This is a genomic window from Lelliottia sp. 489 (assembly GCF_050435885.1).
Lineage (GTDB): Bacteria > Pseudomonadota > Gammaproteobacteria > Enterobacterales > Enterobacteriaceae > Enterobacter > Enterobacter nimipressuralis.
The window spans coordinates 412,787-425,591 of the sequence record NZ_JBNDLC010000001.1 but is presented as its reverse complement, the minus strand read 5'-3'; the positions used below and the strand labels follow the sequence as shown (position 1 = coordinate 425,591).

The following is a 12,805-nucleotide window of genomic DNA, read 5'->3' as shown; positions in this document are numbered from 1 at the left end:
TCTCTGAATGTAGGTAAGATGCGTACCACTTAACCGCGTGTGTTGTTATTGGCCGAACGTCAGCAAGACTTTGCAGCACTGCCGCTGGTCTTTCTCAAACAGTTCGATGGCGTCTGTCACGTGGTGATAGTCAAAAGTGTGGGTAATCAGTTTTTCCGGGTCGATCAGCCCCTTTTCCAGCCAGTCGATGACCACCGGGAATTTGTTGGCATTCAGGCGAGATGAGAATATCGACAGCTCTTTGCCGGTAATACCCTGCTGTGTTACCTGGCTCGGGTCGCTGGAGAAGCCCATCAATACAATGCGACCGCCAGGTGACGCGAGGGTGACCGCCTCCTGCAATATCGTCGGGTGACAGGCGGCATCGATGATTAACGTTGGTTTTATCCCCTTCTCATCCAGCGCCGCCTGCAGAGACTGCTCCGCGTTGTTGAACACCCAGTCCGCGCCGCTGCGTTTAGCCATTTCAAGCCGTTCATCGATGCGATCGACGACGATCACCTGTTTCACGTTATAGACGCCTTTGAGCGCCTGAACGGTCACCAGTCCCATCGGACCGGCACCGTAAATCAGCGCGATGTCCTTGTCCGTCGGCTGAGCGTGCCCGGTGACGTTGGCCGCAATGGTGAAAGGCTCCACCATTACCGCGTGGCGATCGGAAATCGTATCCGGGATGGTCCACGCATTTTTCGCCGGAACCACGGCATATTCGCTGAATCCGCCGTCACGATGCACACCCAAAACCACCAGCGACGTGCAAACATTCGGTTTGCCGACTGAGCAAGGCCAACACTCTCCGCAGCTGATCACCGGGTCCACGGATACGCGCTGCCCGAGACGCGCTTTTTCAACGCCCTCTCCGACTGCGTCAATCACGCCAAAGAATTCGTGGCCAATGACACGCGGGTATTTCGCAAACGGATTGTGACCGCGATAAATATGGCTGTCGGAGCCGCAAATCCCGGCTAAGGTGATTTTGACGCGGACTTCGCCCGGTGCCGGAACGGGCAACGGACGCTCTTCGATCAACAGCTCATTCGGTTTTTGAATAACGATGCTTTTCATGGTTGCTCCTGACCGATCCCTTTCTTACATAACGCGTTGTTATTAAGAAATTAATCAATCCTGTGTTTAACAATAAAGAGATAACACATCGCCCCAACAAAGGTGACGCAGGCCGCGACCACCAGGGCGAGATTAAAGGAATGCGTTTTATCGACGATCCAGCCGGTCACGACCGGCGCGAACGAGGCAAAAACAAAGCTGCCGAAGTTCTGGATGGCGGCAACGGAGGCGACTTTGCTTTCAGCGACCATCACCTGTACCAGGCCCCACGCGGAGGTTCCGGCAAAGTGGACGCAAAACAGGGCTAACGAAATAAAGGTGACGGCTTCCGCCGGGGACGACGATTGCACGACCAGCAAAGTGCCTAAAGCCGACAGAATCAATCCCACCACAATCGCCGTTTTGCGCGTTTTGGCGAGGTCATAGCCTTTTTTGGCAAGTGCATCGACCACCAGTCCGTTGACCCACATCCCGACGGCTGCCGCCAGGAACGGGATCGCCGAAACCCAGCCGGTCTTTGCCAGGCTAAAGCCCTGCTGGGCCTGCAGATAGCCGGGCAGCCAGGCGATATACAACCAGCCGGTGTAGTTCACGCCAGAGAACCCTAAAATCATTCCCCAGGTGGTGCGGCGTTTGAACAACGCACTCCATTCGCTAAAACGTAACGTTGGGCGCGGTTTTACCGGCGCGGAAAGGTATTCACGTTCTTCCGGCTGGAAAGCGAACTGCGCGCGGTTGCGATACCAGGCGTACCAGCAGACGCCGACTATCACACCCAGCAGACCAATGATCACGAACATGGCCCGCCAGCCCCAGAGGATTTGCATTGTCACCAGGATCGGTGGCGCAATGGCCTGGCCCAGGACGGTGGATGAGTTAAAAATCCCCAGCGCGGTCCCCCGCTCTTTTTGCACATACCAGTCGGTGATGGATTTCACCCCGGCAGGCATAAAGGGCGCTTCGCCAATCCCTAAGCCAATGCGCAACAGGATAAAATGGCTAAAGGAGTTCACCATGCCCGTCAGGGCCTGCATCAATGACCAGAAGATCACGCCTGCGCCCAACACCAGTCGTGGGCCGTAACGATCGAGCAATATGCCGGAAGGCAGTTGCGCCAGTCCGTACGAAAGTGAAAATGCGGAAAGCAAAAAGCCAAATTCTGTTGCCGACAGCCCCATGTCACCGCGAATGGCTTCACCGGCCACGCTCAGTGAGGAGCGGTCCAGAAAATTGACAATCCCTGCCAGGAATAACAGCACCAGAGTGAGGGTCTGGATTTTTTTAATCCGCGCAGGCTTGGTTAAACTTTCTGTATTGATAGTTTCAGTTGTCATACGGACTCCCGATCTCAATTTACCAGTTCCACAAGGTGCCATCTTCCAGGCGGGCGACCGGCAGATACGCCGGGTCGTACGGGTATTTGGCGGCCAGTTTTTCATCAAACTCAATGCCGAGACCCGGCTTATCGCCTGGATGCATATAGCCGTTATCGAAGCTCCAGCTGTGCGGGAAAACCTCCAGCATTTGCTCGGAATAGCCCATGTACTCCTGAACGCCAAAGTTCGGCACCCACAGGTCGAAATGCAGCGCGGCGGCGTGGCAAATCGGCGACAGATCCGACGGGCCGTGCGAGCCGGTGCGCACCTGATAAAGCGAGGCGAAATCCGCAATCCGGCGCATCCCGGTGATCCCGCCCGCGTGGGTAATGGTGGTGCGGATATAATCGATCAGCTGCTCTTCGATCAGCTGTTTGCAGTCCCAGATACTGTTGAACACCTCCCCGACGGCAATCGGTGTGACCGTGTGCTGGCGGATAAGGCGGAAGCACTCCTGGTTTTCGGCGGGCGTCGGATCTTCCATCCAGAACATGCGGTATTGTTCGATGCTCTTGCCGAAACGGGCCGCCTCGATGGGGGTCAGGCGGTGATGCATGTCATGCAGAAGATGCTCGTTAAAGCCGAACTGGTTGCGCACAGCGTCGAACAGTTTAGGGGTGAAATCGAGGTATTTTTCCGTGGACCACAGCTGCTCTTCAGGCCAGTCGCCTTTGGTCGCCGGTTCGTAGGCCAGCCCTTTCCCTTTCGCCATGCCGTAGGTGGTTTTCATGCCCGGAACGCCGCACTGCACGCGGATCGCCTTGAAACCCATCTCTTTGTGACGCGCGTAATCTTCCAGCACATCATCGATGGTGTGCCCGGTGGTGTGGCAATAAACCATGACTCCTTCGCGCGACGCACCACCCAGCAGCTGATACAGCGGCATACCGGCGGCTTTGGCTTTGATATCCCACAGGGCCATATCGACAGCGGAAATCGCCGACATGGTGACTGGCCCGCGCCGCCAGTAGGCACCTTTATAGAAGAACTGCCAGATATCTTCGATGCGGTGCGCATCGCGGCCAATCAGCTGCGGGCAAAGGTGATCTTTCAGATAGGAGGCAACAGAAAGCTCCCGTCCATTTAAGGTGGCATCACCCAGGCCGACGATCCCATCGTCCGTGGTGATTTTAAGGGTGACAAAATTACGACCCGGGCAGGTGACAAAGACTTCGGCCCCGACAATTTTCATGATCCAGTTCCTTACATCGCTCAGTGTGATGCAAGGAACTTACTTAATTACGCAACTACCATACAAGTATAGTGATCAAAAAATCTTCCACAGATCACAAAACAAAGGCGCTTATGCACGCCCCCAGCCTGCCACGATGATCAACATCCCACACAGTGCAATCAGCGCGCCTGCCCAGTCGTAGGCGCTGAGCTTCACGCCATCGACCACCCGCAGCCAGACAAGCGCCGTGCAGACATAAACACCGCCGTAAGCGGCATATACGCGCCCGCTGGCCGCCGGGTGTAACGTCAATAGCCAGACAAACAGCGCCAGCGCGATCCCCGCCGGAAGTAATAGCAATACCGATGCCCCACGTTTCAGCCACAGGTACGGCAGGAAGCAGCCGAGGATTTCGCACAGCGCGGTCGCAAAGAAAAGTAAGGTTGTTTTAATCATTTTGACGAGTGAGTGAGAATAGGTTTAACCATGATACGCGATAATGGCGCGACCATTACCCTGCCTGCCGCGTGGGTATGCCACCTTTTCAGATTGGTGTAGAATTGACCCTGGGTAAACCCACTACAAGGAACATGCAATGAGTACATTACGCAAACGCTTCTGTCTGGCGGCCATGCTCTCCCTGACGGCGTTCGCCTTTACGGCCCCCGCCTCCGCCAACACCAGCAAACTGATCATTGAGTCGGGTGACAGCGCGCAGAGCCGTCAGAATGCCGCAATGGATAAAGAACAATGGAATGACACCCGCAGCCTTCGCCAGAAAGTTAACAAACGCGTTGAAAAAGAGTGGGACAAAGATGATGTCGCTTTTGATATGCGTGATAAATGCCAGCAAAGCGCGAACGTGAATGCTTACTGGGAACCGAATACCCTGCGCTGCCTGGATCGTCGTACCGGTCGTTCGGTCGCGCCTTAATTTCGACAGCCAGAAAGGATGATTATGGCCAGCCCGTTAACGGTAAAACTCAGACCGCTGGAGCGCGAGGATTTGCGCTTCGTTCACCAGCTCGATAATAACGCCAGCGTCATGCGTTACTGGTTCGAAGAGCCTTACGAGGCGTTTGTTGAGCTGTCGGATCTGTACGATAAACATATTCACGACCAGAGCGAGCGCCGTTTCGTTGTCGAGTGCGACGGAGAAAAAGCCGGTCTGGTCGAACTGGTTGAGATTAACCACGTCCACCGCCGGGCGGAGTTTCAGATCATTATTTCGCCGGAATACCAGGGGAAAGGCCTTGCCACCCGGGCGGCGAAACTGGCGATGGATTACGGATTTACGGTGCTCAACCTGTATAAGCTTTATCTGATCGTCGATAAAGAGAATGAAAAAGCCATCCATATTTACCGTAAACTCGGGTTTATGGTTGAAGGCGAACTGATTCACGAGTTCTTTATCAACGGTGAGTACCGCAACACCATTCGCATGTGTATTTTCCAGGACCGCTACCTGGCAGAACACAGAGCGACCGGAAGCCAGCTTCTGAAACCCACCGCACAGTGACGCGTTTTTACGCCGGGTAGCGGCTTCGCCCCACCCGGCTTACAAAACCTGCCAGTCAGTAATATTCAATACTGTTTTTAATGGTGTACTTGTGCGCCACCGCCGGTTTCACGCTGTCATCCACAATATGTAACTCGCAACTTACCGGGTTATTGTGGCGATCGTAATCACAGCTCTGTTTCACCGACCCTAGCGGTTTGTCGTTAAGCAGGCTGACGGCAGAGTAATCGAGCTTTTTGCGCTTATCGTTCGACGGGGTGGCCGACACCGACAGATGCTGATCGCCTGACACCGTGGTTTTACCCAGCGGATAGCCATCAGCGTCGTAGCGGTACTTCACTTCCATCGCCTTGCCGTGTGCCGTGACGATAAATCCGTTATCGTCCGTATCCCATGTCACGCCCGCCGAGGGCAGCTCAGCCAGCTGGCATTTCCCCTGCAGCTTTATTTTTTGCTGCTGGGTTTCTGCATCCAGATAAAAATTGGCGTCCAGCACCAGCGCCACGCCGGTGTTCGCGTCCAGATCGTGCAACTCCAGGGTATCGAAACACCCCTCCTGCGAGAGCGATCCTGTGACGCGTTTACTCACTTCCCCTTTCTCATTGAACAGCGTCTGGGTGAAGTCTTTTACCGGCCCGCGCAGGGGATCAAAATCAAATTCGTTCGAAAAGCTGGCCATCTCCGGCGTAAACGACAGCGGCGCGGAGGCGTTATCACACCCCGCCAGCACACCTGTCAGCGCAATCATTACTGCTAGTTTCTTCACATTCTCACCGATGCGTGAACATTATTACCTCACATATTAGCAAATACAAAGGGTTACTTTTTAGCGAAACACAGCAGCAATGATGACATTTGTGAACCCGGCGACGCGTCAGGCCGGTACCGCCTCCACAATGGATAAATAGGACGGTGTGTGGATCACCCGGTTTATCTTCAGCCCGGCGTGACCTAACAAGTCTGCATACTCTTTCTCGGTGCGAGCACGTCCGCCGTCGAAACCCGACAGCAAGAGAAGATCAATTTCATACCTTCCCTGCTCGTTATCTTGCTCTTTGATCAGCGGCTCCAGAATTAATAAGCGGGAACTGGCTTTCATCGCTTTACGACAGGTTTGTAATATCTGGCTGGCTTTTTCGTCTGGCCAGTCCATCAAAATATATTTCAGCATATAAATATCCGCCACCGGGCAGGCTTCGAAAAAACTCCCTGCTATGGTTTCCCAGCGGGATGTATTGCCTAATAAATGCAAACTGTTTTCGCTAACTACGTTGTGGCGATCAAATAGAATACCGTGCAGAGTGGGATTGCGTCGCAAAACCGTCAATAAAAGATTCCCCAGCCCACCGGCTATATCAACGACCGTGGCATTTTCCGGGAAATGATAATTATCGGCCAGCATGTCGTTTTCGACGCTCGACATCGAGGCCATCCCGGCATGAAAACCGTCGTCGCCTGACGGTGTTTTTTTCGTTCCCCAGTACTCATAAAACGGCATACCAAATAATTCGTTAAAGACCGGCCTGCCTTTCACGATATCCGTCATCTCCCCGGCGGGCTGCCAGAGGGTTTTATCCGTTAACATCAGCACGGCTTCGCGCAAGGAGTACGGGGTGTCAGACCGCAAAAACTGTGCGGCGGGGGTCAGGGTAAACAGACCATCGTCAGTCATGCTAAACACTTCGCGAGAGGCCAGGGTTCGCATGACCCGATACAGATAGCCGGCATCGACATTCAGCTCCTGCGCGAGCTGCTCAGCGGTTTTATCTTCGTCTTTAAGATGATCCGCGACCCGTAATAACGCAGCGGTACGCAGGGCAGCCTGCCAGACAAATCCCATGCACTGCTCTAACACATACATTCCATCCTGACGCTCTTTTTCCGTCAAACTTTTTTGGCTTAACATTTTATTTCTCCTGTTCCGTAAAATTTAAAAGCACAGAATTAAAATGAAACGTCAGCCAATAAGCCTAACGGGCATAATTAAATAAGCCACTCGCTCAATTTTATTTTCATCGACGACGCTGGAAATTAAAATCCACATTCAAAATAAATAATGTACAGGAATATGGCCAACGAATGGATTTATTAGAAGGCTACTCATCGCTCGCTTAAATAATCACATCGCGCACTTAACCAGAATTAAATTCGCTCTCGGATTTTTCAGAAAATTTCGCGGCAATACAACTATTTACATTATGCCTGCTAAAATAAGACTTACACACAGAGAAAAGGAGCCACACATGAAACGGTTACCCTGGATTACCGCGCTGCTGTTAGCAGGCATTTCCCCTGCTGTTCTGGCCGCCCCCGACTCGTGCGAGCGCGTGAAAAGTGATATTCAGCAACGCATTATCAATAACGGCGTGCCTGAATCCGGTTTTAGCCTGAACATTGTGCCAAACGATCAGGCCGACCAGGCGGATGCGCAGGTGGTGGGACATTGCGCGAACGATACCTTTAAAATTCTCTACACCCGTACCGGCAGCAGCAGCGCACCTGCGGGTGGCGCGGGGACGCAAGACAATGCGCCGAACGAACCGCAGTAATTTATCTGCGGGAATTCCCTTAGCTTGATAAGGATTAATGTTTATTACCCCTGAATAGGTAAAACTCACTCCATCATTACCCCGGTTCTTATCGCGGGTAAAACCCTACGCAATGACAAAGATGGAGTGAGTCATGTCCGATATCGAACATCACGGCGGGATCAGCCGTCGAACTCTCGTTAAATCCACTGCAATTGGCTCTCTGGCGCTCGCTGCCGGAGGGATTTCACTACCCTTCGGTCTGAAAAGTGCCGCTGCTGCCGTACAACAGGCGGTACAGCCTGCCGCGGATAAAGTGGTCTGGGGCGCCTGCTCAGTGAACTGTGGCAGCCGCTGCGCCCTGCGACTACACGTCCGCGACGACGAAGTTTACTGGGTTGAAACCGACAACACCGGCGAGGATATCTACGGCAATCATCAGGTGCGCGCCTGTTTACGTGGCCGCTCGATCCGTCGCAGAATCAACCATCCCGACCGTCTTAACTACCCGATGAAGCGCGTCGGCAAGCGCGGTGAAGGCAAGTTTGAGCGTATCAGCTGGGATGAAGCCCTTGAAACGATCACCCGCAGCCTTAAAGGCGTGGTGGAGAAATACGGCAACGAAGCCGTGTATATCAACTACTCTTCCGGCATCGTCGGCGGCAACATTACCCGCTCCTCGCCGTATGCCTCGCTGGTGGCGCGGCTGATGAACTGCTACGGCGGATTTCTCAGCCACTACGGCACCTACAGCACCGCGCAAATCGCCTGCGCCATGCCTTACACCTACGGCTCCAATGACGGCAACAGCACCTCGGATATCGAAAACACCAAACTGGTGGTGATGTTTGGCAACAATCCGGCGGAAACACGTATGAGCGGCGGCGGGATCACCTATTTTCTGGAACAGGCGCGTGAACGCTCAAATGCGCGCATGATCGTCATCGATCCGCGCTACACCGATACCGCCGCAGGACGCGAAGATGAGTGGATTCCAATCCGCCCAGGCACCGACGCCGCGCTGGTCGCGGGTATTGCCTGGGTATTAATCGACGAAAACCTGGTCGATCAGCCCTTCCTCGACACCTATTGCGTCGGCTACGACGAAAAAACGCTGCCCGCCGATGCGCCCGCAAACGGCCACTACAAAGCCTATATTCTCGGCCAGGGCGAAGACGGTACGGCCAAAACGCCGCAATGGGCGTCACGCATCACCGGTATTCCCGCTGACAGAATCATCAAACTCGCCCGGGAAATCGGTAGCACAAAACCGGCGTATATTTGCCAGGGATGGGGACCACAGCGTCAGGCCAACGGCGAACTGACATCCCGCGCCATCGCCATGCTGCCCATTCTGACCGGCAACGTCGGGATCAACGGCGGCAACAGCGGTGCCCGTGAATCCACCTACACCATCACCATTGAGCGGATGCCGCTCCCGGATAACCCGGTCAAAACCCAGATCTCCTGCTTCAGCTGGACCGATGCCATTGTGCGTGGCCCGGAGATGACCGCCACCCGCGACGGTGTGCGCGGCAAAGATAAGCTGGATGTGCCGATTAAATTCATCTGGAACTATGCCGGTAACACCATCACTAACCAGCATTCCGATATCAACAAAACCCACGATATTTTGCAGGACGAAAGCCTGTGCGAAACCATTGTGGTGATCGATAACTTTATGACCTCGTCGGCGAAATACGCCGATATTCTGTTGCCCGATCTGATGACCGTCGAACAGGAAGATATTATTCCTAACGACTACGCGGGTAACATGGGCTATCTGATTTTCCTCCAGCCCGTCACCGCGCCGAAATTTGAGCGTAAACCGATCTACTGGATCATGAGCGAAGTGGCGAAGCGCCTGGGGCCGGAAGTCTATCAGCAGTTCACCGAAGGGCGTACACAGGAAGAGTGGTTAAAACTGCTGTACGCGAAAATGCTTGAGAAAGATCCACAGCTGCCCTCCTACGACGCCCTCAAAGAGATGGGCATTTACAAGCGCAAAGATCCGAACGGCCACTTTGTGGCGTACAAGCAATTCCGCGACGACCCGCAGGCCAATCCGCTGAAAACGCCGTCGGGCAAAATTGAGATCTACTCCAGCCAGCTGGCGAAAATTGCCAGCAGCTGGGAGCTGGAAAAAGACGAAACCATCAGTCCGCTGCCGGTGTACGCCTCAACCTTTGACGGCTGGGACGCACCGGAGCGCAGCAAGTTCCCGCTGCAGTTGTTTGGTTTCCACTTTAAGGCTCGCACCCACTCCAGCTACGGTAATATTGATATCTTACAGGCCGCCTGCCGTCAGGAAGTGTGGCTTAACCCGGTTGATGCCGATCAGCGTGGCATTAAAAATGGCGATCTGGTGCGGGTGTTTAACGCCCGTGGCGAGGTGCGTATTCCGGTAAAAGTGACGCCGCGCATCATGCCTGGCGTCAGCGCGATGGGCCAGGGCGCATGGCACGATGCTAATATGAGCGGTGATCGTGTCGATCACGGTTCGTGCATCAACACCCTGACCACACACCGCCCGTCGCCGCTGGCGAAAGGCAACCCGCAGCACACCAACCTGGTGCAGATCGAGAAGGTTTAAAGGAACGTTGTTATGAATGAAGTGTTACCGCGCGAATCTTTCGCACTGAGTGCCCGGGTGTTGGGAGCCTTGTTTTATTTTTCACCCGACAGCGAGCAGGCCGCTCCACTGGTGGCAGCGTTGACCACCAGCGACTGGCACCTGGACTGGCCGCTGACGCAGGACGATTTACGGCCCGTCGCTGAGACCTTGCGCACCACCACCGATGAACCGCTGGCAGATGCCTGGCAGCGTCTGTTCATCGGCCCGTGGGCGTTGCCTGCACCGCCGTGGGGTTCCGTGTGGCTCGATCGTGAATCGGTGCTGTTTGGCGATTCGACGCTGGCCCTGCGCCAGTGGATGCGGGAAAACGCCATCGCTTTCGAGGTACAGCAAAACGAGCCGGAAGACCATTTCGGCACGCTGCTGATGCTGGCCGCCTGGCTTGCCGAAAATGGACGCGACGCCGAGCGCGATCAACTCCTGGCATGGCATTTGCTGCCGTGGAGCCAGCGCTTTTTGACGGTATTCATTGAAGAAGCCGGTCATCCGTTTTATGTCGGCCTTGCTCAGCTTGCCCGCCAGTCGCTGGCCAGCTGGCAATCTTCCCTGCTGATCCCGGTCGCCGACAAACCGTTGTATCGCTAATTGTCTCTTCGCACGGCACTTCCTTTGCCGTGCGAACCTCCTCACTTGTGACGGTGTCACTTATTAAGTTTTACCTTTAGGACTATTCTGCCCGCATCCTCTGAGGCCTTACTCCATAAGGCGTAACACCCTGTTTACATTGCCATCTTCCCTGAACTGATTTTCTATGCCGCTGGAACCCTTCCCAATCGCTTGCTATAGGTCATGTACCCCTGCCGAAACATGGCATAACAACAGGCAATCAATGGGTTGCTATAACGCATGCGCACAGGGAGACACACCGCAATGCACTCATCATTACTGACACGTACGCTGCTTTTCATCGGCGCGATTATTGCAGTTCTCGCTCTCCTCGCCTGGGGAATTGGGCTGGATACGATCAAAGCGCGCCAGGTTGACCTGCTGTATCTCGGTCAGCAGCACCTGATTTTAGTTTTCTCTTCCATGTTCTTTGCCCTGTTAGTCGGGATCCCGAGCGGAATATTACTGAGCCGCCCGGCCGCGCGTGGCACCGCCGAATACGTGATGCAAATCTTTAACGTCGGCAACACCCTGCCACCGCTGGCGGTTCTGGCCCTGGCGATGGTGGTACTCGGCATCGGTGACAAACCGGCGATTATCGCGCTGTTCCTGGCGTCGCTGCTGCCGATTGTGCGTAACACCTATGCCGGATTGTGCTCGGTTCCCGCCTCACTGCTCGAAGCCGCTAACGGTATCGGGATGACCAAATGGCAGCGCCTGCGTCAGGTGGAGATCCCTAACGCCTGGCCGGTGATGCTCTCCGGGATCCGCATCGCCACGGCGATCAACGTCGGTACCGCACCGCTGGCCTTCCTGATCGGTGCCAGCAGCTACGGCGAGCTGATTTTCCCCGGCATCTATCTGAATGATTTCCCGACCCTGATTCTGGGTGCGGCGGCCACGGCGCTCTTTGCGCTGATTCTGGATACGCTTTTGGCTGCACTGGGCCGTCTGATGAGCCCACATATCGCACGATAACAATAACAAGGAGCAAGTATGAGACTGTCTTCACGCCTGGCGGCCCTGTTTACCGCCGCGCTGTTGGTCAGCCAGGCCCAGGCCGCACCGCTGATTCTGGCGACCAAGAGCTTTACCGAGCAGCATATTTTATCTGCCATGACCGTACAGTATCTGCAAAAGAAAGGGTTTCAGGTTCAGCCGCAAACCAATATAGCGACGGTCATTTCCCGGAATGCAATGATCAACAAGCAGATTGATATGACGTGGGAGTACACCGGGACGTCGCTGATTATCTTTAACCACATCAACAAACGCATGTCGCCGCAGGAGTCCTACGACACGGTGAAACGCCTGGACGCGAAACACGGTCTGGTGTGGCTCAAACCGGCGGACATGAACAACACCTACGCGTTCGCCATGCAACGTAAACGCGCCGAAGCCGAGCACATCAACACGATGTCTGAGATGGTGGCCAAAATTGAGCAGATCCGCAAAACCGATCCGGACAACAACTGGCTGCTGGGCTTAGACCTGGAATTCGCCGGGCGCAGCGATGGCATGAAGCCGCTGCAGGAAGCCTATCAGATGGAACTGGACCGTCCGCAAATCCGCCAGATGGACCCTGGCCTTGTGTATAACGCCGTGCGCGACGGTTTTGTCGATGCGGGCCTGATCTACACCACCGACGGGCGCGTGAAAGGCTTCGATTTGAAAGTGCTGGAAGATGATAAAGGCTTCTTCCCGAGCTATGCGGTCACGCCGGTGGTGCGCAAAGACACCCTCGCGGCCAACCCCGGTCTGGAAGAGGCGCTCAATACCCTTTCCGGCCAGCTTAATAACGACGTTATCACCGAGCTGAATAAAAAGGTTGATATCGACCATCAGTCACCGCAGCAGGTCGCCCGTGATTTCCTGCGTAGCAAGCAGCTGCTGTAAGGAGGC

The 12,805-nt window shown here is 54.7% G+C and carries 13 protein-coding genes; 7 read left to right on the top strand and 6 right to left on the bottom strand.

Annotation, left to right across the window (positions count from 1 at the left end):
* Positions 1-45: 45 nt before the first annotated feature.
* The 4 genes from ABIE11_RS02195 to ABIE11_RS02180 all read right to left on the bottom strand — a co-directional run bounded on the left by ABIE11_RS02195 (position 46) and on the right by ABIE11_RS02180 (position 4,071).
* Positions 46-1,065, bottom strand: a complete 1,020-nt coding sequence (locus tag ABIE11_RS02195; protein ID WP_100780270.1) for a Zn-dependent oxidoreductase — start codon at positions 1,063-1,065, stop codon at positions 46-48.
* A gap of 50 nt (positions 1,066-1,115) precedes the next feature.
* Entirely contained in the window at positions 1,116-2,399 is a 1,284-nt protein-coding gene (locus ABIE11_RS02190; RefSeq protein WP_319418528.1) for an MFS transporter, read from the bottom strand.
* Positions 2,400-2,418: 19 nt separating this feature from the next.
* Complete coding sequence (gene rspA, locus ABIE11_RS02185; protein WP_102103644.1) at positions 2,419-3,633, bottom strand: starvation-sensing protein RspA; 1,215 nt, start codon at positions 3,631-3,633, stop codon at positions 2,419-2,421.
* A 111-nt stretch (positions 3,634-3,744) separates the two neighbouring features.
* Complete coding sequence (locus ABIE11_RS02180; RefSeq protein WP_100780273.1) at positions 3,745-4,071, bottom strand: YnfA family protein; 327 nt, start codon at positions 4,069-4,071, stop codon at positions 3,745-3,747.
* Positions 4,072-4,210: 139 nt separating this feature from the next.
* Between ABIE11_RS02180 and ABIE11_RS02175 the strand changes: the two genes are divergently transcribed.
* Both ABIE11_RS02175 and speG read left to right on the top strand, forming a co-directional pair.
* Positions 4,211-4,549, top strand: coding sequence for a DUF1283 family protein (locus tag ABIE11_RS02175; protein ID WP_100780274.1), 339 nt, complete (start codon positions 4,211-4,213; stop codon positions 4,547-4,549).
* 24 nt (positions 4,550-4,573) lie between these two features.
* Complete coding sequence (speG, locus tag ABIE11_RS02170; RefSeq protein WP_100780275.1) at positions 4,574-5,134, top strand: spermidine N1-acetyltransferase; 561 nt, start codon at positions 4,574-4,576, stop codon at positions 5,132-5,134.
* Between the two features lie 55 nt (positions 5,135-5,189).
* Here speG and ABIE11_RS02165 read toward each other — a convergent pair whose 3' ends face one another.
* Both ABIE11_RS02165 and ABIE11_RS02160 read right to left on the bottom strand, forming a co-directional pair.
* Entirely contained in the window at positions 5,190-5,900 is a 711-nt protein-coding gene (locus ABIE11_RS02165; RefSeq protein ID WP_100780276.1) for a YnfC family lipoprotein, read from the bottom strand.
* Between the two features lie 108 nt (positions 5,901-6,008).
* Positions 6,009-7,040: a methyltransferase gene (locus tag ABIE11_RS02160; protein ID WP_429183798.1), complete on the bottom strand. Its 1,032-nt coding sequence runs from the start codon at positions 7,038-7,040 to the stop codon at positions 6,009-6,011.
* Positions 7,041-7,377: 337 nt separating this feature from the next.
* Between ABIE11_RS02160 and ABIE11_RS02155 the strand changes: the two genes are divergently transcribed.
* The 5 genes from ABIE11_RS02155 (at position 7,378) to osmX (ending at position 12,799) form a co-directional block, all read left to right on the top strand.
* The gene (locus ABIE11_RS02155; RefSeq protein ID WP_100780278.1) at positions 7,378-7,683 is read left to right on the top strand and encodes a DUF1161 domain-containing protein; all 306 of its coding nucleotides are present in this window, start codon (positions 7,378-7,380) and stop codon (positions 7,681-7,683) included.
* A gap of 133 nt (positions 7,684-7,816) precedes the next feature.
* Positions 7,817-10,255: a selenate/tellurate reductase subunit YnfE gene (gene ynfE, locus ABIE11_RS02150; RefSeq protein ID WP_429183796.1), complete on the top strand. Its 2,439-nt coding sequence runs from the start codon at positions 7,817-7,819 to the stop codon at positions 10,253-10,255.
* A 12-nt stretch (positions 10,256-10,267) separates the two neighbouring features.
* On the top strand, positions 10,268-10,882 hold the full coding sequence (dmsD, locus tag ABIE11_RS02145) for a Tat proofreading chaperone DmsD (protein WP_429183794.1): 615 nt from the start codon (positions 10,268-10,270) through the stop codon (positions 10,880-10,882).
* 285 nt (positions 10,883-11,167) lie between these two features.
* Entirely contained in the window at positions 11,168-11,881 is a 714-nt protein-coding gene (gene osmY / locus ABIE11_RS02140; RefSeq protein WP_100780281.1) for an osmoprotectant ABC transporter permease OsmY, read from the top strand.
* A gap of 18 nt (positions 11,882-11,899) precedes the next feature.
* A complete protein-coding gene (gene osmX, locus ABIE11_RS02135) occupies positions 11,900-12,799 on the top strand; it encodes an osmoprotectant ABC transporter substrate-binding protein OsmX (protein ID WP_102103640.1) in 900 nt (299 codons plus the stop codon).
* Positions 12,800-12,805: the final 6 nt, after the last annotated feature.

Coding starts and splice junctions, on each gene's coding strand:
- ABIE11_RS02195 (WP_100780270.1), bottom strand. CDS start 1,065: ATGAAAAGCATCGTTATTCAAAAACCGAATGAGCTGTTGATCGAAGAG.
- ABIE11_RS02190 (WP_319418528.1), bottom strand. CDS start 2,399: ATGACAACTGAAACTATCAATACAGAAAGTTTAACCAAGCCTGCGCGG.
- rspA (WP_102103644.1), bottom strand. CDS start 3,633: ATGAAAATTGTCGGGGCCGAAGTCTTTGTCACCTGCCCGGGTCGTAAT.
- ABIE11_RS02180 (WP_100780273.1), bottom strand. CDS start 4,071: ATGATTAAAACAACCTTACTTTTCTTTGCGACCGCGCTGTGCGAAATC.
- ABIE11_RS02175 (WP_100780274.1), top strand. CDS start 4,211: ATGAGTACATTACGCAAACGCTTCTGTCTGGCGGCCATGCTCTCCCTG.
- speG (WP_100780275.1), top strand. CDS start 4,574: ATGGCCAGCCCGTTAACGGTAAAACTCAGACCGCTGGAGCGCGAGGAT.
- ABIE11_RS02160 (WP_429183798.1), bottom strand. CDS start 7,040: ATGTTAAGCCAAAAAAGTTTGACGGAAAAAGAGCGTCAGGATGGAATG.
- ABIE11_RS02155 (WP_100780278.1), top strand. CDS start 7,378: ATGAAACGGTTACCCTGGATTACCGCGCTGCTGTTAGCAGGCATTTCC.
- ynfE (WP_429183796.1), top strand. CDS start 7,817: ATGTCCGATATCGAACATCACGGCGGGATCAGCCGTCGAACTCTCGTT.
- dmsD (WP_429183794.1), top strand. CDS start 10,268: ATGAATGAAGTGTTACCGCGCGAATCTTTCGCACTGAGTGCCCGGGTG.
- osmY (WP_100780281.1), top strand. CDS start 11,168: ATGCACTCATCATTACTGACACGTACGCTGCTTTTCATCGGCGCGATT.
- osmX (WP_102103640.1), top strand. CDS start 11,900: ATGAGACTGTCTTCACGCCTGGCGGCCCTGTTTACCGCCGCGCTGTTG.